This window comes from Actinokineospora auranticolor (assembly GCF_002934265.1).
Classification (GTDB): domain Bacteria; phylum Actinomycetota; class Actinomycetes; order Mycobacteriales; family Pseudonocardiaceae; genus Actinokineospora; species Actinokineospora auranticolor.
In genome coordinates this window covers 83,693-104,604 of sequence record NZ_PTIX01000015.1, presented here as the reverse complement: position 1 = coordinate 104,604, position 20,912 = coordinate 83,693, and the positions used below count along the sequence as shown (strand labels likewise).

The window sequence follows — 20,912 nt, the reverse complement described above, 5'->3', positions numbered from 1 at the left end:
ACGGCGGCGGCGTCGTTGACGGTCATCGGGTAGCCCTCGACGTACTCGGCCTCGGCGTGCAGGCCGTGCGCCCCCGCGATCGAGGTGGCGGCGGCGAGCAGCGCGGGCTTGAGGATGTCCTTGGTCTGCGCGGAGAACGTGCGGACGGTGGCCTCGAACCACGCGCTGTCCGGGATGATGTTGCGGCGGGTGCCTGCCTGGAACGTGCCCACGGTGAGCACCGCCGGGTCGAAGATGTCGACCCGGCGCGTGATGAGCACGTGCAGGGCGGTGACGATCTCGCAGGCCACCGACACCGGGTCCTTGGCTCGGTGCGGTCGCGAGCCGTGCCCGCCCGCGCCGTGGACCGTGACGCGCAGGCCGTCGGACGCGGCCATCGTGGTGCCGGCCCGCGCGCTGAACACCCCGTGCGGCACGCCCGAGGCGAACACGTGCAGCGCGTAGGCGGCCTCGGCTCGGCGGCCCGCGGCGTCGAGGACGCCCTCGGCGATCATCGCGGCGGCGCCGTCGCAGCCCTCCTCCCCCGGCTGGAACATCAGGACCACGTCCCCGCGCAGCCGGGCGCGGTGCGCGCAGAGCAGCCGGGCGGCGCCGACCAGCGCCGCGGTGTGCAGGTCGTGGCCGCAGGCGTGCATCACGCCGGGAACGCGGGACGCGTGGTCGAGGCCGGTGCGCTCCTGGATCGGCAGCGCGTCCATGTCGCCGCGCAGCAGGACGACCGGGCCCGGCGCGACTCCGCGCAGCACGGCGGTGACCGAGGTCAGGCCCGTGCCGGGGGTGATCTCCAGCGGCAGGCCGTCGAGCGCGGCGAGGACCCTCGCCCGGGTGCGCGGCAGGTCGAGGCCGATCTCCGGGTCGACGTGCAGGTCGCGGCGCAGGCGGATGAGGTCGTCGCGCGCGGTGGCGGCGTCGTCGAGGACGGACACTTCGAACTCCCTTGGCGTGGTGGCAGGGGGCTTGCCGAAGCATCCCGACCGCTGCCGCGCTGTGCCGTGATCTCGATCTGATCAATCACCGGATGGACGCTCCGTGCCGGATTCCGCCATGTTCGACGAGGTCGACCTCGAAATCGTCCACGCGCTGCAAGCCGCGCCCCGGGCCACCTGGCACGAGCTGGGGAAGCGGCTCGGCATCGCGCCCGCCACCGCGGCCCGGCGCCGGCAGGCGCTGCACGACGCGGGTCTGGCGCGGATCACCGCCTACCCCACGGTGACCACCTGGGCCAAGGACCACTGCAACGCGTTCATCGAGTTGGACATCGAACCCGCCTGTCGCGACGACGCGGTGCGGGGACTCGCGCGGATTGGGAACCGCACCACCGCGAGCTGCTCCGCGCCGCTTGGAGGCCGAGCTGGCCGCCAAGCTCCCCCACGTGACCCTCACCGACCGCGCGGTGACGCTGCGGTCCGTCGAGCGGATGGGGTGCCTGATCGACGAGACCGGCCGCATCACCGGCGCCGTCCCGATCGACCCGTGGGCCCCGGCGGCGTGAGCGGTCAGGTGGCCGGCGAGGTCCGTTGGCTCCGGCCCCACCAGACCGTGCCCAGCACGATGAGCGCGGTCACGACCAGCAACTCCAGCCACCCGAGCCAGGCGCCCCTGGCGCGGCCGAGCTCCTGGGCGACGGTCGTGTTCCCGATGACGGCGTACCCGCAACCCGCGAACTGCACGGGCACGCCGCACATGCGGTGGTCATTTCGCCAGTACCGCTCCGCGGGTGAGCCCGCCCGGTTCACCCCGCGCCCCAGCAGGTAGGCGGCGACGCCCGCGACGAGAACCCCCGCCGCCGCGCCGACGAGCACCTCGATCAGCGTCCCGTGTCCGAAGGCGGCTCCGACACCACCGCCGACGAGGATCCCGACCAGCGCCAGCGGCACGGCGACCCAGCCGTACCCGGTCCACGTGGTCACGACGCGGCCCCGGCGTGGTCGTGCGGCACCGGTACGTCGTTCAAGATCGCCCCCATGGGGGCGATGCTCCCACCCGCCTACCGGCCCGCCCCGGGGATAGGGGCGCCGTCACCCGAACAGAGCAACCAGCGGGGTCCCCTGTGGACGATCCACTCGGGGGCATCTCACCCGGCGGGCTCGGACCGGCGCACCCTGGTCGCGCTGTGCGCCCGGTGCCGGTCGCCGACGATCACAAGCGCGCACAAGGCCGTCATCGCCGCCTGGTAGGCGATCGAGGCGGGCAGGCTGGAGGCGATCATGAACGCGATCCCCCAGCGCGGAAGCCACCATCCCGCCAGCGCGCCGGTCCCGGCCGCGTGCCACACGACGAACGCCACGAAGAGCGCTACGGCGAACGGATGCCACGCGATGGCCATGCTCCTCGCGTGGCGGACCGAGGCGAGCGCCACCAGGTTGAACGGCAGGCTCCCAACGAACACCCAGGCGAAAACCGAGTATTCGAGACGACTCGGGTTGTCCGCGTACATACCGAGCAACCCCATCGCCGACGCGAGCTAGACCCCGATGAGCACCAGCGCGACCCAGTCCGGCACTTCGCGACGGGGGCCGCTCACCCTGCCTCCCGATGCGGGGGTTCCACTGGTGGCGCGAGTCTACGACCGCGCGACCGATCGGACGGTCGCGCGGTCGCCAAGATCACGAGCCGGGCCGCACCCGCGGTGAACGGAGCGGAACCCCGTGGGCGCGGCCCGGTGTGACCCGGGCTCAGCTCGTGGGCATGAGCACCGAGTCGATCAGGTACACCGTGGCGTTCGCGGTCTTGACACCGCCGCAGATCACGTTGGCGTCGTTGACCTTCAGGTTGTCGCCGGAGCCGGTGACGTTGACCGTGCCCTTCTCCACCGTGGTCTGCGAACCGACGATGGCGGTGGGCGACTTCTGGCCCGCGACCACGTGGTAGGTCAGGATCTTGGTGAGCAGCGCGTCGTCGGTCTTGAGCTTCTCGATGGTCGCCGCGTCGATCTTCTTGAACGCCGCGTCGACGGGGGCGAAGACGGTGAACTGGCTGCTGTTGAGCGTGTCGACGAGGTTCACCTTGGGGTTGAGCTTGCCCGAGACGGCGGAGACCAGCGTGGTCAGCAGCGGGTTGTTGCTCGCCGCGACCGCCACCGGGTCGGCGGCCATGCCCGAGACCGAGCCCGCGCCGCTGGGCACGGCCTTCGCGTAGTCCGCGCAGCCCGGGCCGACCAGGTCGGACGCCGGTTCGGCCATGGCCGAGGTGGTGGTCATCGGCGCGGCGGCGGCCGTGGTCGTGGTCATGCCCGGGTTCGAGCCGGAGGCGCCGGTGTCACCGCTCCCGCAGGCGGTCGCCGTCAGCGCGATGGCGCCGGTGCCGAGGATGACGAGCGCGGCGCGAATCCTTTTCTGCATGGTGCTTCCACTCCAGTGTGAATCAGTCGCAAACGGACAGCGAATCGAGGGCCGCGGCGGCGCCACCGGGGCCTCGCAGGTCATTCGACGGCACTTCTGGAGCGGATTGGTCGTTCCCGCGAACGGATGACGGGAACCGCGCGGCGGGGTCGGTCCGGTACCTCGGTGCGGCCGCGCGTCGCGGTTTCCACGCCGAACTCCGGGCACAAAACAAGCGGGCCGTGCCAGTGCCACGGCCCGCTCGACGTTGTCCCCAGGCCCGGGGAGGTGGGCCCGCCTCAGGCCTTCGCGGCCAGCCGTTCCAGGCGCTCCGGGCTGGACCAGCGGGCGTCCCGCGCCCAGCCGAGCTTCTCGAAGGCCCAGATCACCCGGGCCGAGATGTCGATCTGCCCGCGCTTGACGCCGTGGCGGGCGGAGGTGGGGTCGGCGTGGTGCAGGTTGTGCCAGGACTCGCCGAAGGACAGGATCGCCAGGGGCCAGAAGTTGGCCGAGCGGTCACGGCTGGTGAACGGGCGGTCGCCGACCATGTGGCACACGGAGTTCACCGACCACGTGACGTGGTGCAGGAACGCGACCCTGGCCAGCCCGGACCACAGGAAACCGGTGAGCAGGCCCCACCACGACCAGGTGATGAGCCCGACGAGCACCGCGGGCAGTCCGACACTGAGCGTGACCAGCAGCGGGAACATCCGGTCGACCGCGCGGATGTCCGGGTCGTCGGCCAGGTCGGGGGCGAACCGGGCGACGTTGGTGCGGTCGCTGCCGAAGAGCCACCCCATGTGCGCGTGCCAGAAGCCCTTGGCCAGCGCGGCGGCCGAGGTGCCGAACAGCCACGGCGAGTGCGGGTCGCCCTCGCGGTCGGAGAACGCGTGGTGGCGCCGGTGGTCGGCCACCCAGGTGATGACCGACCCCTGCGCGGCCAGCCCGCCCGCGACGGCCAGCGCGATCCGCAGCGCCCGGTTCGCCTTGAACGCGCCGTGCGTGAAGTAGCGGTGGTAGCCGATCGTGACACCGAGGCCGGAGACCACGTAGAACGCCGCGCCGACGCCGATCTCGGCCCAGCCGATCCCCCACCCCCACGCCGCGGGCACCACCGCGACCAGCGCGAGGAACGGGATGATCAGGAAGGCCCGGATGGTGATCAGTTCCACCCGTCCCGCCTGGTGGGAGAGCAGCGGTTTGGCCTGCGGGCGCGGTCTGTCGACGACGGGGCTGTTCGTGGTCATGCCACCTCAAGGTGTCGGTGATGACCGGGGCGCGGTCATCTGTCGCGCGCCTGGGCGAGGATCCACACAGGGCTGCGACGCGAAGGGGGAGCACTGCCGGCTCCACCCGGCCTGTGTGTTTTCACATACCGCACCGACTGTACGCGACCGCCAAATCGTACGCCGAACGGCCACCTTCGTCCTCAGTGGACATGAAGCGGGCGTCAGGCGGGCGACGGCGGCCCGTGCGCACAGGCGGTCGCGGGTGTCGCGGTCGAGGAGTTTGCGCAGGTGGGCGACCGCGACTTCGGGGGGCAGGGCCGATTGGTGGCGAATTGGCGCGTTCACGTGTGAGGGGCGTTTTCGACGGGTACCACCGCCACGGTGAGTACCAGACCGCTGCGGGTCGAGGTCGCCGCACGCGCACGAGCCGTGTCCGAGATCAGGTCTGCCGTGCGCGCGTGGCTCATGTCCCACCAGGTGGTCGGTGAGCGGGCGGAGGAGATCCTCCTCGGGGTCAGCGAGGCGGTCACCAACAGCGTCGAACACGCCTATCCCCCGGACGCGCCCGGCGTGGTGACCGTCCGCGCCGACGTCCGAGACCGGGTGGTGCGGGTGTCGGTGTCCGATCGCGGCCACTGGCGAGCCGCCGATCGGCCCCGGACCGCCACGGACCGCTTCCGCGGCCGCGGACTCCGCATCCTGCGCGCCCTTGCCTCCCACCTGCGCGTCGACCACGGTACCAACGCCTCCCCCGGCACCACCGTCGAAGCCGACTTCCCCCTGCCGACCTGATCCCCATTCGTCCATAGAGGACAGCGAGGCCCGCCGCTACGGCGCGCCACCCGACTCGGCGGCGCGGCGGGCGCGGAGCGCGCGGACGCGGCCCCGGCTCGCGCAGGCCGGGGACGGGCACCAGCGCCTGCGCCCGGGTGGATCGATGAAGACGCCTCGGCAGTCGTGTTCCGGGCAACTCTTCAGCGCGCGGCGGTCCGCGCCGGTCAGGTGGTCGACGGCTTGGCGGGCGATGCGGACGAGGGCGTCGGCGGCCGTCGCGGGCTGTTCGCGGCGCAGCCGATCGTCCGCGGCGAGGTGGATCGGGTCGTCGTGTTCGGCCAGGAAGGTGATGAGGTCACCGACCGCGGACTTGGGTGGTGGCTGTTCGTCGACGGTGGCCAGCGCGAGCACGCGCAGTGTCTCCCGCAGGTGGTGGGCCAGGCGCAGGTCGTCTTCGTCCGGCGGCCGGGCCGGGGACAGCTCGCCGTGCTCGAGCCACTCGGCGAGCCGGTCGGGCGTAGCCAACCGCTCGACAGGGTTCGCGCTGTGGGCGCGGCCCTTGGTCGCGAGCAGGTTCAGCCACACCGCGCCGCAGTCGAACCGGAAGGCCGCCGCGTTCTCGTTCGCCATACCCGGACGGTAACGGATCATCCGTTACGCGTGCTAGCGTCGCCGTAACGTTCGAAGCGTTACAGCGAAGGGTTCTCGCCATGACGACCAGGCCTCTGCCGGAGCAGCTGACCCAGGCGCGGTTCGACCGCGACGAGGGATACCGGCTGCTGGACCACTTACAGGACACCGCCACCCAGCACGCCGCCCTGCCCGGGCTCGACGACCTCGCCCCCGGGTTCGCCGACTGGATCGTGACCGCCCTGTTCGGTGGCACCTACCTCCGTGAAGGGCTGTCGCTGCGCGACCGGCAGCTCGTCACCCTGGCGGCGCTGGCCGCGCTCGGCGGTGTCGACCCGCAGTTGGCGGGCCACGTCCGGACCTCGTTGCGGATCGGTATGACCCGCGACGAGGTCGTCGAGGTGTTCGCGCACCTCGCGCCGTACATCGGGGTGCCCAAGGCGCTGGCGGGGCTCCGCGTCGCCGCGGCCGCGCTCGGGGAGCCCGGGCGGTGACCGCGGCGATCCGGACCGTTCTCGGCGACATCGCGCCGTCCGAGCTGGGTGTCTGCGACGCCCACGACCACCTGTTCCTCCGCTCCCCCGTGTTGCCCGGTCAGGAACTGGACGACGCCGGGGCCGCGCTCACCGAGTTGGACGCCTTCGCCGCGCTCGGCGGGCGCGCCGTGGCGCAGTGGACCCCGTGGGGCCTGGGGGCGCGGGCCGACGACCTGCCCGCGCTGTCCCGGCGGTCCGGCGTGCACATCATCTCCGCCACCGGCGCCCACCAGGCGAAACACTACGACCGCGACGACCTGCGACGCGTCTACGACGGGTTGGCGGGCCTGTTCGTCCACGAGTTGACCGGCGCGCGGACCCGGGCCGGGATGATCAAGGTCGCGGGCGCCTACCACCGCCTCGACGACCACGCCCGGCACGTCATCGCGGCGGCGGCTGAGGCGCACCACGCCACCGACGCGCCCATCGGCGTCCACCTCGAAGGCGGAACGGCCGCCATGGACGTGCTCCGGCTGCTGTGCGACACACACCGAGTCCCGGCGCACCGGGTGATCCTCGGGCACGCGCAGCGGTTCCCGGATGCCGAGAGCCACCGGCGGGCCGCCGAGGCGGGCGCGTTCCTGGCGTTCGACGGCCCGTCCCGCGCCCATCACGGCACCGACTGGCTCCTGCTCCGCGGTCTCACCGCACTCGCCGACTCCGGCCACGCCCCGCGGATCCTGCTCGGCGGGGACACGACGACTTCGGCGGCCCGTTCCGGCGCCGACGGACCGGGGATGCCGTTCCTGCTCAGCGGCCTGCGCCCGCGGATCGAGCGCGACCTGGGGGTCGACACCGCGGCCATGATCTTCGTCGAGAACCCGGCCCGGGCGTTCGCGGCGAACTGGCGCTCGTGACGGCGCCATCATGGACACCATGAACTCCCCCGACGCCGTCATCCGCGCCATGACCGACCGCGACTGGTCGGACGTCCGGCGCGTCTACGCCGAGGGCATCGCGACCGGCGTGGCCACGTTCGAGACCGAGACCCCCGACCTCCGGGCGCTCGACGCCAAGTGGCTGCCGGGGCACCGCTGGGTCGCCGAGGTCGGCGGGGCCGTGGCGGGGTGGGCCGCCGTCACCCCGGCGTCCACGCGGGACCGCTACGCCGGGGTCGCCGACACCTCCGTCTACGTCGGCGCGGCCCACCGCGGCCGGGGCGTGGGGAAAGCGATGCTGCGCAAGCAGATCGCGGCCGCCGACGCGGCGGGGTTGTGGACGTTGCAGGCCTCGGTGTTCCCCGAGAACCACGCGAGCATCGCCCTGCACCACGCGGCGGGCTTCCGCACCGTCGGCGTCCGCGAGCGCATCGCCCGGCACCACGGCGTCTGGCGCGACACCGTCCTGCTCGAACGCCGCGCGCCCTGAGTCCGTTCGGCTACGGTCGCGGTGTGCGATACGTGGTCATCGGCGCGGGTGCCGTCGGGTGCTCGATCGGTGGGAAGCTGCACGAGAGCGGCCACGAAGTGGTGCTCGTCGCCCGGGGCGCGCAGGCGACCGCGCTGCGGGCCGACGGGCTGCGGCTGATCACCCCGCAGGGCACCCTGCACCTGGACATCCCGGTGGCGACGGGTCCGGACGAGGTGGACCTGCGGCCCGACGACGTGCTCGTGCTCACCACGAAGACCCAGGACAGCGCCGCGGCGCTGCGGGCGTGGAGCCCGCGCCCGGTGGCGGGCGCGACGGCGGGCCAAGTGCTGCCCGTGGTCACCGCCCAGAACGGCGTGGCGAACGAACGGATGGCGTTGCGGCACTTCCGGCAGGTGCAGGCCGTGTGCCTGATGCTGCCCGCGACGTACCTGACGCCCGGTGAGGTGATCGCCACCGCCGCGCCGTACACGGGGATGCTCACGATCGGCCGCTACCCGCACGGCCACGACGACACCACCGAGGCCATCGCCGCTGATCTGGAGAAGGCGAACCTGCCCGCACCGGTGGTGCCGCGGGTCATGCGGTGGAAGTACGCGAAGCTGCTCGCCAACCTGGCCAACGCGATCGACGCGGTCACCGGTGGACCCGTCCCCGCACTGCGTGACCTCGCCGTGGCCGAGGGCCGCGAAGTGCTGGCGGTGGCGGGGATCGACTGCGCCACGGAGGAGGAGTTCGTCCAGTTGCGTGGGGGCATGGTGGTGTCCCAGGACATGCCGGGGGCCGGGGGGAGTTCGTCGTGGCAGAGCGTGGTTCGGGGGACGGGTGTGGAGACGGACTACCTCAACGGGGAGATCGTGGCGCTGGGCAGGCTGCACGGGATCGAGACCCCGGTGAACGAGGCGCTGCTGGTGGCGGTCCACGAGTCTGTCCGAACGGGACGGTCACCGGGTGGTCTCACGGCGGCGGAACTCGCCGCGCGGATCGGGCGCTGACCGGCACCGGTTCACGAGACGCCTCTTCGACGTCCGCGGCGTTTGCGGTGGAAGTCGTGGTCTTGACGAATCAGGCGTTCGACGTCTGCCTGCCTGCTGGCGCTCAGTACGGCGGGGCCGTGGCGAATCTGCTCGACCAGGTAGCCGGTACCGATGGAGAGCAGGACCGACAGGTCGCTCACCGAGCCGATCTCGGCGCGTTCGTGCATGACCACCACCGCGGCGTACACGGAAACGGGCACCCCGCGTCGACCGAGGAAGCCCTCCAGCGCGTCCGCCACGTCGCGGACCTGTCGACCCCAGCTACGGCCACTCCGATCGGAGAGGTCGTCCTCCTCCACCAGGTTGCCGTAGCGATCGAACTTCTCGTATGTCCAGCCGTCACCATCGACGTGCACGCGCACGCCACGACCCTTGACCTCGACCGCCCACACCCCACCCGGCCCGACCACCACGAGGTCGACCTCACCACGGCGGTTGGTGTAGCCCGAGAAGAGCGCCCACCTGTCGTCGAAGCGCGCCACCAACTCCCAGGCCGCGCGTTCCTCGGCGGCCGCCCCGGCTTCGTACCGGACCAGCTCGTGGTGCAGGGCCGGGTCCACCACCGGCGCCAGCGCCCGCATCGCCGCCTCCTGGGCCCGGTGCCGCCACCACAGACCCCACTGCCACCACCGCCGGGACGCCGCGTTGGCACGGCGGAACCCTTCCACCGCCCGGAAATGCTCGCCCCGGCGGGCTTGGACTTCGGCGATCTCGGCCCGCAGGGCGCGCACCTGGGCCAGTGGGTGGTTGGACAGCTCCTCGACCCGCATCCCCACATGCTAGAAGCCGGGTACGGCGAACCCGCGGCAGTCCGAGGAAGTTGATGATCAAGTGACCACCGACAGCGGAAACTCGACCAAAACGGCAGCCGTACTTCGTGATCGTCAGCCGATCCGGCACACCGGTGGGCGAATGCCGAACAGGATGCCGCCACGCAGGTCGCCGCCGTCCCGGTGTACGCACAGCGCGGTGCCCCGGTCGATGATCGCGCCGCGGGGCGCCGTGGAACCCGGGCACGTCGAGCATCGGCCCGAACCACTGCTCGACGTGCCCGGCCAAGGCGAGGAAGCCCGCGACGTCGGCCATCCTCGCCACTGCCACCTGCACCGGGACCAACCTTTCGGACTGGCGCCGCGGACCCGAGCCCGGGCGGGCTCGGGTCCGCGCGGTGCGGTCAGGCCAGGTCGAAGCGGTCCAGGTCCATCACCTTGGTCCACGCCTTGACGAAGTCGCGCACGAACCGGGTGTGGGCGCCCGCGCCCGCGTAGACCTCGGACAGGGCGCGCAGCTGCGAGTTGGAGCCGAAGACCAGGTCGACCGCGGTGGCCGTCCACTTGAGGTCGTCGGTCTTCGCGTCGCGGATCTCGTAGACGTGCTCGTCCGACTTCGACGCCTGCCAGCGGGTGCCCGGTGCGAGCAGGTTGGTGAAGAAGTCGTTGGTGAGGGTGCCCGGGCGGTCGGTCAGGACGCCGTGTGCGGTGCCGCCGAAGTTGGCGCCGAGGGTGCGGAGGCCGCCGACGAGGACGGTGGTTTCCGGTGCCGTCAGGTTGAGCATGTAGGCGCGGTCGACCAGCAGCACCTCCGGCTGGGCCTTCTCCCCCGCCCGCACGTAGTTGCGGAACCCGTCGGCGCGGGGCTCGAGTACGGCGAACGACTCGACGTCGGTCTGGTCCTGGCTCGCGTCGGTGCGGCCCGGGTGGAACGGCACGGTCACCTCGACGCCCGCGTCGCGGGCCGCCTTCTCCACGGCGGCCGAACCCGCCAGCACGATCAGGTCGGCGAGGGAGATCTTCGCGCCGCCCGCCGCGTTGAACTCGCGCTGGATGCTCTCCAGGGCGTCGAGCACGGCGGAGAGCTGATCGGGCTGGTTGACCTCCCAGCCGCGCTGGGGTTCCAGGCGGATCCGGGCGCCGTTGGCACCGCCGCGCTTGTCGGTGGCGCGGAAGCTCGACGCGGACGCCCACGCGGTGGTGACCAGCTGGGCGGTGGTGAGCCCCGAGTCCAGCACCTTCGCCTTCAGGGCGGCGACGTCGGCGTCGGACACCGGGTCGTGGTCGGCGGCGGGCACCGGGTCCTGCCACAGCTGCGCCTCGGGCACCCACGGCCCCAGGAACCGGCTGACCGGCCCCATGTCGCGGTGCAGCAGCTTGTACCAGGCCTTGGCGAACGCCAGCGCGAACTCGTCCGGGTTCGCCAGGAACCGGCGGGAGATCTTCTCGTACGCCGGGTCGACGCGCAGCGACAAGTCGGTCGTGAGCATGGTCGGCTTGTGCTTGCGGGCCGGGTCGAACGGGTCCGGGATGATGGCCTCGGCGTCCTTGGCCACGTACTGCTTGGCGCCGCCGGGGCTGGTGGTCAGCTCCCACTCGTGGCCGAAGAGGATCTCGAAGAACCGGTTGCTCCACTGGGTGGGCACGTCGGTCCAGGTCACCTCGAGGCCGCTGGTGATCGAGTCGGCGCCCTTGCCGCTGCCGTGCGTGCTCAGCCAGCCCAGGCCCTGCGCCTCCAACGCGGCGCCCTCGGGTTCCGGGCCGACGTGGTCGTCGGCGATCCCCGCGCCGTGGGTCTTGCCGAAGGTGTGACCGCCCGCGATGAGCGCGACGGTCTCCTCGTCGTTCATCGCCATCCGGGCGAAGGTCTCGCGGATGAAGTGCGCGGCGGCGGCCGGGTCGGCGCTGCCGCGCGGGCCCTCCGGGTTGACGTAGATGAGGCCCATCTCGGTCGCGCCGAGGTCGGGCACCATCTCCGCGGCGCCTGCGTAGCGGTCCTCGCCTAGCCACTCCTCCTCCGGGCCCCAGATGATCTCGTCGGGCTCCCAGACGTCCTCGCGGCCGAAGGCGAAACCGAACGTCTTGAACCCCATGGACTCCAGGGCCACGTTGCCCGCGAACACGAGCAGGTCGGCCCACGAGACCTGCTGGCCGTACTTCTGCTTCACCGGCCACAGCAGCCGGCGCGCCTTGTCGAGGTTGGCGTTGTCGGGCCAGCTGTTGAGCGGGGCGAAGCGCTGGCCGCCGTCGCCCGCACCGCCGCGGCCGTCGTGGATGCGGTAGGTGCCCGCGGCGTGCCAGCTCATCCGGATCATCAGGCCGCCGTAGTGGCCGAAGTCCGCGGGCCACCAGTCCTGGGAGGTGGTGAGCACCTCGGTGATGTCGCGTTTGAGGGCCTCGACGTCGAGGGTGGCGAACTCCTCGGCGTAGCTGAAGTCGGCCCCCAGCGGGTTGCCCTTGGCCGAGTGCGCGTGCAGCACCGACAGGTCGAGCTGGTTGGGCCACCAGTCCTGGTTGGTGCGCGGGCGGCCACCCGTCTTCGGCGTCGGCGAGTCGATCGCCGGGTTCTCGCTCTCGCTGCCGTGCGCGGTGGCGGAGTCCTGGGCGACCGGGCATCCCGTTGCCTTGCCCTGGGGATCGCTCATCAGGTCGGGTTCCTCTCAAGCAGTCTGTTCGGCGGAAACACAGTCGGGGCAGGTGCCCCAGTAGACGACTTCGGCCTCGTCGACCACGAACCCGCGGTCGTCCGAGGCGGTCAGGCAGGGGGCGTGGCCGACGGCGCACTCGACATCCGCGATGGCGCCACAGGACCGGCACACGGCGTGGTGGTGGTTGTCCCCCACACGGGTTTCGTAACGCGCGTTCGCGCCCGCGGGCTGGATCCGGCGCAGCAGACCGGCGTCGGTCAGTGCCCGGAGCACGTCGTAGACCGTCTGGTGCGACACGGACGGGTGATCGACCCGCACGAGCGCGATCACCGCGTCCGTGTCCACGTGCGGGTGGTCCCGGAGCACGGCGAGCACCGCCAACCGCGGCTGCGTCACCCGCAGCGACACGGCCCGCAACTGAGCCTCGAACTCCGACGTCACCCCCCGACCGTAAAACGGTTTCTGGAGTCGGTCAAATTATGACGAGGAGAGGTTCATCGGGCCCGCGGCGGGAGCCGATCTTCCCGCTCCAACGGGTGGCCACGCTCTGACAGCCTCGCAGCGGTACACCTACGGTCCACTTCGGACATGTCGGAGGACTTGGCCGTGCACGCGCCGATCAGAGGTTCCGGTACGGCTTGCTGAAGAACCCCACCGAGAAGGACACCGACACGCCCAGCCCGGCCACGATGATCACGAGCCGCGGGTCGACCGCGCCCAGGGCGGTCCCGGCGAGTAGCGCGGAGGCCGGGTAGGCGAGGCCCGCGCAGGTGGCCAGCAGGCTCATGATCCTGCCCAGTGCCTGGGCGGGGACTTCGCGTTGGAGCATGGTCATGTAGAAGACGTTGACCGCGGCTTGCAGGGACGCGGCGGTGAACAGGGTCGCGGTGGCGATGACCAGTGAGGAGCCCGTCGGGATGGCCGCGAGGGCGAGACCCTGGACGACGCCGAGGCAGAGCGCGATCAGTCCGCGGCGGCGTTGCCGGAGCAGGGTCGGGCCCAGGAGCGCGCCGAGGACCGAGCCGCCGCCGAGGCCCGCCATCATGATCCCGAACCCGGGGGCGCCGCGGTCCAGCGTGGTCTGGGCGAGGATCGGCAGCGCGACCTCGATCAGGCCGACGGCGGCGAGGTTGAACACCAGCGTGGTCAGCAGGTTCATCCGCACCAGGGGCGAGCCGGTGGCGTAGCGCAGCACCGATCGCCAGGTCCGCAGCCGGTCGACGTCCGGGACGTCGTCGGCGCGCGGTGCCCCGGCCGCGGGCCTGGGGCGGATCGCCACCAGGGTCAGGCTGGACACCAGGAACGTGACCGCGTCGATCAGCAGCCCCACGCCGCTCTTGAACGCCCCGACGAGCGTCCCGCCCAGCGCGGGCCCGGCGATCCTCGACGTGCTCTGCATGACCTGGATCAGGGAGTTGCCCGCGGCGAGCGACTCGGGCGGCACGATCCGCGGCAGCACGGCGAACGAGGCGGGCATGAAGATCCCGCCCAGGACGCCGAACGGGACCGCGACCGCGACCATCGCCCACAGGGGGATGCGGCTGTTGGCCGCGAGCAGGACGAAACCGAGCACGACGACGGCACGGAGCGCGTCCGCGGCGAGCATCACCGGCCGGGCGCCCAGGCGGTCGGCGAGCGTGCCGCCGACCGGCAGGGCGGCCAGCCTGGCCGCGCCGTAGCAGGCCAGCACCACGCCGAGGTTCGCGGGACCGCCGCCCTGGTTGAGCATGACGAACGGCAGCGTGACCAGGTAGATGCCGTCGCCGATCCGGGAGAGCAGCTGGCCGATGAAGTACAGCGCGAAGCGCCGATCCCGCAGTGGGACCAGCAGGCGGACGGCGGGCTCCGCTGCGATCGCGGCCCGGCGTGGGGTCGTCGTCACGCGCGCCTCCGCTCGAGGGCGACGGGCTGGCCGGGACGTCCGGATGATGACGGCACCTCCTCACCAGGTGACGGGCAGTGTGTGGACACCGTAGAGGAGCGCGCCATCCTTGAAGTCCAGTTCCTCGACAGGGGCGGCGAGCCGGAGCCCGGGGACCCGGGCGAACAGCGTGGTGAACGCGATCTCGAGCTCGAGACGGGCCAGGTTCTGGGCGACGCACCGGTGGATGCCGTGGCCGAACGCCAGCTGGTGCCGCGCGTCGCGGTCGAAGTCGAGTTTCTCCGGCTCGGCGAAGACGCTGTCATCCCAGTTCGCCGCCGCGGTCGACACGACAACACCGTCGCCCTCCTTGACCACCATGTCGCCGACCTCGATGTCGGCCAGCGCCACCCGCAGCCCGCTCGGGTCGGTGATGCTGGTGTGGCGCAGGATCTCCTCCACCGCACCCGGGGTGCGGGTCGGGTCGGCCCGGATCACGGCGAGTTGCTCGGGGTTCTCGAGCAGCAGCACGGTGCCGAGCGCGATCACGTTGGCCGTGGTCTCGTGCCCGGCGCTCAGCAGCGACAGGCACAACGCGGCGATGTCCTCCTGGCTGAGGACCCGCTCCTCCCGGTTCTTGGCGATGAGCCTGCCGACCAGGTGGTCGCCCGGCACGGCACCCGGTTGCTCGGCCTCCGCCACCTTCGCGGCCACGAAATCGCTGAGGTATCCGCGAAGCGCGGCGTCCGCCTCCTCGCGTTCGCGCAGGCTGCTGTGCCAGTCGGCCATCGCCTTGCTGGTCGAGCGGAAGAGCTCGCGGTCGCGGTAGGGGGCACCGAGGACCTCGCAGATGACCTGGGCGGTGACCGGGCGGCAGAGAGCGTCCACCAGGTCGATGGGCCGGTCACCGTCCAGCATGGTCGTGATGTGGTCGTCCACGATCCGCTGCACGAGGGGCCGCAGCTTCTGCACGCGTTTGTGGGTGAACTCGGGGATCACCATCCGGGTCAGCACCGCGTGCGCCGGCGGGTCCAGGCTCATCAGGGACGCGTTGACGCCGATCAACTTGTGCGCGAGCGGGCGGTAGAAGGGAAAGTTGGGGTGCAGCCGGTTCGTGCTGACGTTCCGGTCGGCGAGGAACCGGCGCACGTGCTCGTAGCGCGTGATCAACCAGGCGGTCCGCCCGCTGGGCAGGGTGATCTTCTCGAGCGGCGCCCCGGCACGCAGCTCGGTGTACCGGTCCGGCGGGCGCATCGGGCAGGACCGGGACATCGGGTAGGCCGGTTGTTCCATCGCGGAACTCTCCCTTCGAACGCGGCGGGCGGGCCCGCTCCGCGGCGGCCGTGGCAGCGCGGACCTCGTCCGGCTTTGGCTTCGAACAACGACTTCCGGTTCAGTGGTCGGCGGTCCGGGCGCCGCGGCGCGGGTCCGGTCACGCCGCCCGCAACGAATCCGCGCACGCGCGGAGGTCGGTGAAGTAGTCGGCGCCCTGGGCCGTCCACTCGGCTTGCCTGTCGAGGATGTCCAGGCTCTGCGCCAGGTTCCCCAGCGCCCGCTCCCGCCGCTCGTGCGCCTCGTCGGGAGCGTCCGCCTCCGCCGTCCAGCGGTGCAGGCCGGTGGCCATCCGGGCCAGGACGTGCGCGGAGTGCAGGACGCCGAAGATCGGTCTCGGGTCCGGTCGCAGCGGGTGCGAGGCCAGTGCCGCGCCGTTGAGCACGAAGGGCCCGAACGAGTTCCGCAGGTACAGGGCGTGGTGGCCGGTCTCGTGCAGCAGCATCTCGAACGCGGCGGCGACGCTGCCCAGCGAGCGCGGCGCGGCGTAGATGGCGCCGTACGTCTGCTCGACCGTCGCCGAGCGGAACACCGTCCCGTCCACGTACACGATCGACCGCACCAGGGTCCGGAACTCCCGCGCGGCGGCGGGCCACACCCGGGCGAGCACCTCGACGGCCTGGTCGACGTGTGGCCGCGCGCTCCGGGCCAACCGCCGGGACAACGTCAACGACTGGGCATCGTCGACCGCCCGGATGTCGTGTTCGAGGTAGCGGACGCTTTCCTCGAGCCACGGCACGCCGTCGCGTTCCGGGAGGTGCTCCAGCGGTGGCCGCGCGGGCCCTCCCACCACGGTGTACGTCCCGGCACCGAGCGCGCCCGCGTCGACCGGGCCGACCGTGACCATGCGGACGACGCTCGGGTGCAGCCACGTGAGTCGTCGCCAGCCATCGGGTCCGCCCGGCGGCGTGCCCTGCTCGGCGAGGCGCGCCCAGAGGCGTCGACCGAGCCGCCGGTGGTACACCGTCGCCAGGGCGGCGGTCGCGTTCTGGTTTATCTCGAATGAGGTGAGCTGATTTCTCAGGTATTCCTCGGCTGCGGATGGCATCGCACTGCGCTCCCGGGTCACGTCGGCGGCGTGTCGATAGTCGGCGTCGATTCCGACACCGCGGCGATCAGTTCGCCTGGTCGAGTATACCTACACGACAATAGGCCACAATCGTTTATGGTGGCCGGTTCATGCCGCGCCGACCACTGGCAGGAAATGACCACTCGCGATGGGCGAACGCGCGCGGGAGCATGGGATCCGCCGGCAGGTCGCCGGTGTGGTCTCGAAGGAAGGTGCGCACCATGCCTGACCCCCAGGAGTTGCAGACCCTGCTCACCGCGATGGCCGAGTCCGAGCCGGAGCCCGGCAAGGCCGAGCAGATCGAGTTCGGCACCGTCGCCTGGTACCTGGACACGCCGTAATCGGTATCGCCGCCCCAGCGGGATAACGGCGGGGACGGGTTGCGAAAGGTGGTGGTCCCGTCGGCATGCCGCGGGCGGGGCCACCGCGATCCGGGAAACAATTCACTTCGGGCACTACCCAAGGAGCGACAATGACTGCGCAGATGGTCGACGAGCGGGTCTTCGAGGGGGTCCGCTCCCTGTTGGACGACTACGTGAAGATCCGCGACCAGGACAAGTTCGTGATCACCTACACACCCGACAGCCGCGACCCCGCGGCCTGGGTCGCGCTCGGGCTGCGGCAACGCGGGTTCACCCCGGACATCATCCCGATGCGCCCATTGGAGGACAGCGGCTTCGCCGAGCGGATCGGCGCGGTGCTGCCGGACCCGGCCGCGCTGCCGGGCAGGCTCGTCATCATCACCCTCGAGCTGGACACGATGTCGCACTTCGACGTGCTCGCGCCGCTGCTGAGCCGCTACGGCCAGGGCAACACCATGATCCTGCGGATCATCAGCGCGGGCGCCGACTTCTTCACCAAGGCGCTCAACGTCAGCCCGGCGGAGTTGTCGTCGCTCAACGGCACGTTGCTGCACCGGCTGGACAACGCCAAGCGGGTCCGCGTGACCACCGAGGGCGGCACGGACATCACAGTCGACCTCGACAGCGAGAAGTACCAGTGGATCAGCAACCGGGGGGTGTGGCGGCCCGGCGGCTTCACGATCCTGCCCGCCGGGGAGATCGCCACCTTCCCGGCGGGTGTCGAGGGCGTGCTGGTCGCCGACGGCGCGTACAACGCCAACATCATCAGCGACCTGAACGCCAAGCTGGCCGACAACCCGGCCCGGGTGGAGATCGAGGGCGGTAAGGCCCGGTCGATCAGCTGCGACCGCCCGGAACTGCTGGAGATGTTCGAGCTCTGCCTGAACAGCCCGAACGGGCGCAACATCGGCGAGTTCGGCCTCGGCACGAACCACGGCGTCGGCGAGTTCCTCACCGCGAACTCGCACATCAACGAGCGCAGCTGCGGTCTGCACCTCGGGTTCGGCGCGCACAACCAGAGCAACAGCCGCGTCGGGTACATGGCGTGGGCCCACCTGGACCTGATCACCGTCGGCGGTCTGATGTGGATCGACGACGAGGTCGACCCCATCGACCTGACCCGGGTCCAGCCGCTGGACGTGCCCCACCCGGTGGACGCGCTGGACGAGGACATCACCGGCGACTGCTGCGGCATGGGGTACCGCCAGCTCCAGGGGCTCTCCGAGGACCCGACCTGCCAGGTGCCCGGGGTTCGGCGACCCTGACACGCTAGTCGAGGTCGTCGATGTCGACCCAGCCCCGTGCCACGGCCCGCGCGCCCGCCTGGAACCGGCTCCGCGCGTCCAACCGCGCGAGCAGTCCCGACGCGACGCGGCGGGCCGTGCGCACCGAAACGCCCAACCGGCGGGCGATCACCTCGTCGGTGCACCCCTTGCCCAGCAGCTTGAGCGCTTCGCGGCCCTGGTCGGTCAAGCCGTCCGCGGCGCGCGGCCGGGGCGGGCCGAGCGGCGTCGAGGTCCGCCACACCGACGCGAACAGGGTGTGCAGCGCACTGGCGACGCCGCCGATCGAGACGACTACCGCCGAGTCGGCGTCGTCGTCGTCGACCGGCACCACGGCGATCCGCCGGTCGACGACGAACATCCGCAGCGGCAGCGATGGCGCGGTGCGCACCTCGCTGCCGAGGTCGGACAGCCTGCGGGCGTACTCGACCGCGGGCGGGTGGTTGCGGATGCTGTCGTGGTAGATCGTCCGCAGGCGCACTCCCCGGTCGATGGCCTCGCAATCCAGGAACCGGGTGACGGGCAGGCCCTCGGCGAACGCCGCGCCGCCCGGCATGAACGAGCACGCCTCCCGTTCACAGGACTCCGCTATCTCGCGAAGCCGTCGCCGAATCGCCGTCAGCCCCATCAGGTGCTCGACGCCGGAATCGGCCGATTTGGCACCGGATTCGGAGTGCCGGGAAAGCAACCGGGCGAACGCGAGTTTGCTCTCTTCGACTTCCTGCTGCCTGCGCGCGATCTCGGCCTGCCGCCTGGCGATCAACGCCGCCACGCCGACCTCGGGATCGACCGGCCGCAGCAGCCGCCGACCGGCGTCGCCCGCCTGCAGCAGCGCCAATTTCGTCAATTCATCAAGCGCCACGACGACTTCGCGTTCCGTGAGGTCGAGGTGCTCGACGAGGTGGCGGTAGTCGCCGTCCGCGCAATCCAGCAGTGCCAGGTACACCAGCTCGGAAGTCTCACTCAACCCGAGCGCCTCAAACATAGAACCACCCCCAGGACGCAATGCTCCAGCAGTTCCCCAAGAAGGCATAACGCGGGGCCCCCGCCACGTCAACGCATTTCAGGCAGGATTGAAGCATTGACACGAGGATTGTCCGAAAACCTCGGTGCGAGCATTACATGACTCGACCCCATCCCCAACACCATCGACGGCTCAGGATGCGACTGGGGATGAAACCGCGCATTTGGCAAAGCGCATCCACGACCCGGTGGTGCCCATTGTCACCGGCGAGGTGGCGGTCTTGGCACGAGATCGCGCGGGCCGCGGGCGTCAGGCGGGTTGCCGCAGCCCGAACCCGCTGCGGTGGAACACCAGCGGCAGAGGGTGTGCCACGTGCGCCGCCGCGTGCAGCCGGAGCAGGACGATGGTGTGGTCGCCCGCCGCCACCTGGCGGTCGATCGTGGTGTCGAACCAGGCCACGCCGTCGGCGAGGGTGACGGCGCCGGACTCGGTGGTGACCGTGGCCAGGCCCGCGAAGCGGGTGTCGGCCGGGCCCGCGAGTTGGCGGGCGACGCCGTCGTGGTGCGCGGCCAGCACGGTCACACCCACGTGGTCGGCGCGGCGCAGGTCGGGCCAGGTGCGGGAACCGGTGGCGATCGAGAACGACACCAGCGGCGGGTCCAGCGACACCGAGGTGAACGAACTGGCGGCCAGGCCCACGACCCGCCCGTCCACCCGCGCGGCCACGGCGACGACCCCGCTGGGGAACGCGCCGAACGCCGCGCGCAGCAGGGCGGGGTCCAACCCCGACGGTTCGAGGCGATCGGTGGTGCGGGTCATCGGTGGTCCTTCCCACTCCGGCTCCCACCACCCTGACCCGGCACCGGGGGCCGCGTCCAACAACGTTTCGCGATCAGTACCGATGACCGAGCGCGATGGGTGGGGCGGTCAGGCGCGGAGGCAGCCCTGGTACCTGAGCTGGTCGCGGGGGCTGATCGCCCAGGCGCACGCGCTGGTGGGGACGTCCCCGTCGATCATCATCGTGTGGAAATCGCCGATCGGGATCATGTGCTCCGAGCAGTCGGCAGGCAGGCATACGGCTTTGTTCCCCTTGCTTGGCAGGCTCACGACCAATCTGCCGTAGGTTCGTCCGGTTGCCTGTCCCCAGTCGCGGTTGGACGCGTTGGAATGCCAGACGCGCACATCCAGGATCGGTACGCCCGCGTTGTCGCGTATCGCGCCTTCGGCCGCTATTCGCGCGTCCCGCGCGCAGCCGCTGGTCACCGGGTCGGGGTCCGCGGGGCGCGCTGGCTCGTCGGCCGTGGTCGTCTCGTCGAGGGTCAGTTCGACGCCTTCGGTGGTCGTGGGTGGCGCGGTGGTCGGCACCGGGGCGGTCGCGGTGATGGCGATTTCCCCGTCCGACACGGAGATCACGCTCACCTCCTCGGTGATGATCAGGGTCGTGACGCGGTCGCGCACCCGCAGCACCGGGTCCTTGTAGGCGCCCATGTCGATCTTGAATTCCACGATGCCGAGGCCGACCTCCAGATCCACGACCGGACCGTCGGCGCCGCAACCGCAGGCGCAGGACAACAGCGAAATGATGGCGACCACGCGCGCGAACAAGCACCCCACCTCCTTTTCGCACGGTCGCCCCGAAGATCACCGGTGTTACGGGACAAAAGACCACAGTGGTCACCCCGGCCACCGCGGGAAGACCGACAAATCCGGCGCCCGCCGGTACCCCGGG

19 protein-coding genes and 3 pseudogenes are annotated in these 20,912 nt (G+C 71.4%); 7 read left to right on the top strand and 15 right to left on the bottom strand.

Features of this window, described 5'->3' with window-relative positions; all coding sequences use genetic code 11:
* Positions 1 to 5 precede the first annotated feature (5 nt).
* Positions 6 to 926: pseudogene (locus CLV40_RS24495) on the bottom strand (M20 metallopeptidase family protein); the annotation flags it as partial.
* A gap of 118 nt (positions 927 to 1,044) precedes the next feature.
* On the opposite strand from CLV40_RS24495, the pseudogene CLV40_RS39775 reads away from it, so the two are divergent.
* A pseudogene (locus CLV40_RS39775) lies at positions 1,045 to 1,125 on the top strand (AsnC family protein); the annotation flags it as partial.
* Positions 1,126 to 1,496: 371 nt separating this feature from the next.
* Here the strand turns inward: CLV40_RS39775 and CLV40_RS24485 are convergent.
* From CLV40_RS24485 to CLV40_RS24470, 4 genes are all read right to left on the bottom strand, one after another.
* Complete coding sequence (locus CLV40_RS24485; RefSeq protein WP_104481340.1) at positions 1,497 to 1,910, bottom strand: hypothetical protein; 414 nt, start codon at positions 1,908 to 1,910, stop codon at positions 1,497 to 1,499.
* 164 nt (positions 1,911 to 2,074) lie between these two features.
* Positions 2,075 to 2,437 (bottom strand): hypothetical protein, encoded by a 363-nt coding sequence (locus CLV40_RS24480; protein WP_146108222.1) that lies wholly within the window; start codon positions 2,435 to 2,437, stop codon positions 2,075 to 2,077.
* Between the two features lie 238 nt (positions 2,438 to 2,675).
* Complete coding sequence (locus tag CLV40_RS24475) at positions 2,676 to 3,341, bottom strand: fasciclin domain-containing protein (protein ID WP_104481338.1); 666 nt, start codon at positions 3,339 to 3,341, stop codon at positions 2,676 to 2,678.
* Positions 3,342 to 3,619: 278 nt separating this feature from the next.
* Positions 3,620 to 4,567, bottom strand: a complete 948-nt coding sequence (locus CLV40_RS24470; protein WP_104481337.1) for an acyl-CoA desaturase — start codon at positions 4,565 to 4,567, stop codon at positions 3,620 to 3,622.
* A 363-nt stretch (positions 4,568 to 4,930) separates the two neighbouring features.
* Here CLV40_RS24470 and CLV40_RS24465 point away from each other — a divergent pair, with 363 nt between their 5' ends.
* Complete coding sequence (locus CLV40_RS24465; RefSeq protein ID WP_104481336.1) at positions 4,931 to 5,341, top strand: ATP-binding protein; 411 nt, start codon at positions 4,931 to 4,933, stop codon at positions 5,339 to 5,341.
* A 36-nt stretch (positions 5,342 to 5,377) separates the two neighbouring features.
* Here CLV40_RS24465 and CLV40_RS24460 read toward each other — a convergent pair whose 3' ends face one another.
* Positions 5,378 to 5,953 (bottom strand): CGNR zinc finger domain-containing protein, encoded by a 576-nt coding sequence (locus tag CLV40_RS24460; RefSeq protein ID WP_104481335.1) that lies wholly within the window; start codon positions 5,951 to 5,953, stop codon positions 5,378 to 5,380.
* Positions 5,954 to 6,033: 80 nt separating this feature from the next.
* On the opposite strand from CLV40_RS24460, the gene CLV40_RS24455 reads away from it, so the two are divergent.
* From CLV40_RS24455 to CLV40_RS24440, 4 genes and pseudogenes are all read left to right on the top strand, one after another.
* The gene (locus CLV40_RS24455; RefSeq protein ID WP_104481334.1) at positions 6,034 to 6,447 is read left to right on the top strand and encodes a carboxymuconolactone decarboxylase family protein; all 414 of its coding nucleotides are present in this window, start codon (positions 6,034 to 6,036) and stop codon (positions 6,445 to 6,447) included.
* Positions 6,444 to 7,346 (top strand): phosphotriesterase family protein, encoded by a 903-nt coding sequence (locus CLV40_RS24450; protein ID WP_104481333.1) that lies wholly within the window; start codon positions 6,444 to 6,446, stop codon positions 7,344 to 7,346. The genes CLV40_RS24455 and CLV40_RS24450 overlap by 4 nt, the downstream gene beginning before the upstream one ends.
* Before the next feature lie 31 nt (positions 7,347 to 7,377).
* A pseudogene (locus CLV40_RS24445) lies at positions 7,378 to 7,857 on the top strand (N-acetyltransferase family protein); the annotation flags it as partial.
* Positions 7,858 to 7,880: 23 nt separating this feature from the next.
* A complete protein-coding gene (locus CLV40_RS24440) occupies positions 7,881 to 8,852 on the top strand; it encodes a ketopantoate reductase family protein (protein WP_104481331.1) in 972 nt (323 codons plus the stop codon).
* Positions 8,853 to 8,863: 11 nt separating this feature from the next.
* On the opposite strand, the gene CLV40_RS24435 is transcribed toward CLV40_RS24440, so the two are convergent.
* The 6 genes from CLV40_RS24435 to CLV40_RS24410 form a co-directional block, all read right to left on the bottom strand.
* Positions 8,864 to 9,664 (bottom strand): nuclease-related domain-containing protein, encoded by an 801-nt coding sequence (locus CLV40_RS24435; RefSeq protein WP_104481330.1) that lies wholly within the window; start codon positions 9,662 to 9,664, stop codon positions 8,864 to 8,866.
* A 404-nt stretch (positions 9,665 to 10,068) separates the two neighbouring features.
* Complete coding sequence (gene katG / locus CLV40_RS24430) at positions 10,069 to 12,309, bottom strand: catalase/peroxidase HPI (RefSeq protein WP_104481329.1); 2,241 nt, start codon at positions 12,307 to 12,309, stop codon at positions 10,069 to 10,071.
* Between the two features lie 15 nt (positions 12,310 to 12,324).
* A complete protein-coding gene (locus CLV40_RS24425; RefSeq protein WP_104481328.1) occupies positions 12,325 to 12,753 on the bottom strand; it encodes a Fur family transcriptional regulator in 429 nt (142 codons plus the stop codon).
* 178 nt (positions 12,754 to 12,931) lie between these two features.
* Positions 12,932 to 14,194 carry an MFS transporter gene (locus CLV40_RS24420; protein WP_181043709.1) on the bottom strand — a complete coding sequence of 421 codons (1,263 nt, stop codon included), beginning with the start codon at positions 14,192 to 14,194 and terminating at the stop codon, positions 12,932 to 12,934.
* Positions 14,195 to 14,254: 60 nt separating this feature from the next.
* Complete coding sequence (locus CLV40_RS24415; RefSeq protein ID WP_104481326.1) at positions 14,255 to 15,466, bottom strand: cytochrome P450; 1,212 nt, start codon at positions 15,464 to 15,466, stop codon at positions 14,255 to 14,257.
* Between the two features lie 139 nt (positions 15,467 to 15,605).
* Complete coding sequence (locus tag CLV40_RS24410; protein ID WP_146108221.1) at positions 15,606 to 16,553, bottom strand: aKG-HExxH-type peptide beta-hydroxylase; 948 nt, start codon at positions 16,551 to 16,553, stop codon at positions 15,606 to 15,608.
* A gap of 493 nt (positions 16,554 to 17,046) precedes the next feature.
* Here CLV40_RS24410 and CLV40_RS24405 point away from each other — a divergent pair, with 493 nt between their 5' ends.
* Positions 17,047 to 18,201, top strand: coding sequence for an aminopeptidase (locus CLV40_RS24405; protein WP_104481324.1), 1,155 nt, complete (start codon positions 17,047 to 17,049; stop codon positions 18,199 to 18,201).
* A 4-nt stretch (positions 18,202 to 18,205) separates the two neighbouring features.
* Here CLV40_RS24405 and CLV40_RS24400 read toward each other — a convergent pair whose 3' ends face one another.
* The 3 genes from CLV40_RS24400 to CLV40_RS24390 all read right to left on the bottom strand — a co-directional run bounded on the left by CLV40_RS24400 (position 18,206) and on the right by CLV40_RS24390 (position 20,788).
* Positions 18,206 to 19,186: a helix-turn-helix domain-containing protein gene (locus CLV40_RS24400; RefSeq protein ID WP_219824092.1), complete on the bottom strand. Its 981-nt coding sequence runs from the start codon at positions 19,184 to 19,186 to the stop codon at positions 18,206 to 18,208.
* Between the two features lie 306 nt (positions 19,187 to 19,492).
* Complete coding sequence (locus CLV40_RS24395; RefSeq protein ID WP_104481322.1) at positions 19,493 to 20,002, bottom strand: flavin reductase family protein; 510 nt, start codon at positions 20,000 to 20,002, stop codon at positions 19,493 to 19,495.
* A gap of 108 nt (positions 20,003 to 20,110) precedes the next feature.
* On the bottom strand, positions 20,111 to 20,788 hold the full coding sequence (locus CLV40_RS24390; RefSeq protein ID WP_146108220.1) for a hypothetical protein: 678 nt from the start codon (positions 20,786 to 20,788) through the stop codon (positions 20,111 to 20,113).
* Positions 20,789 to 20,912: the final 124 nt, after the last annotated feature.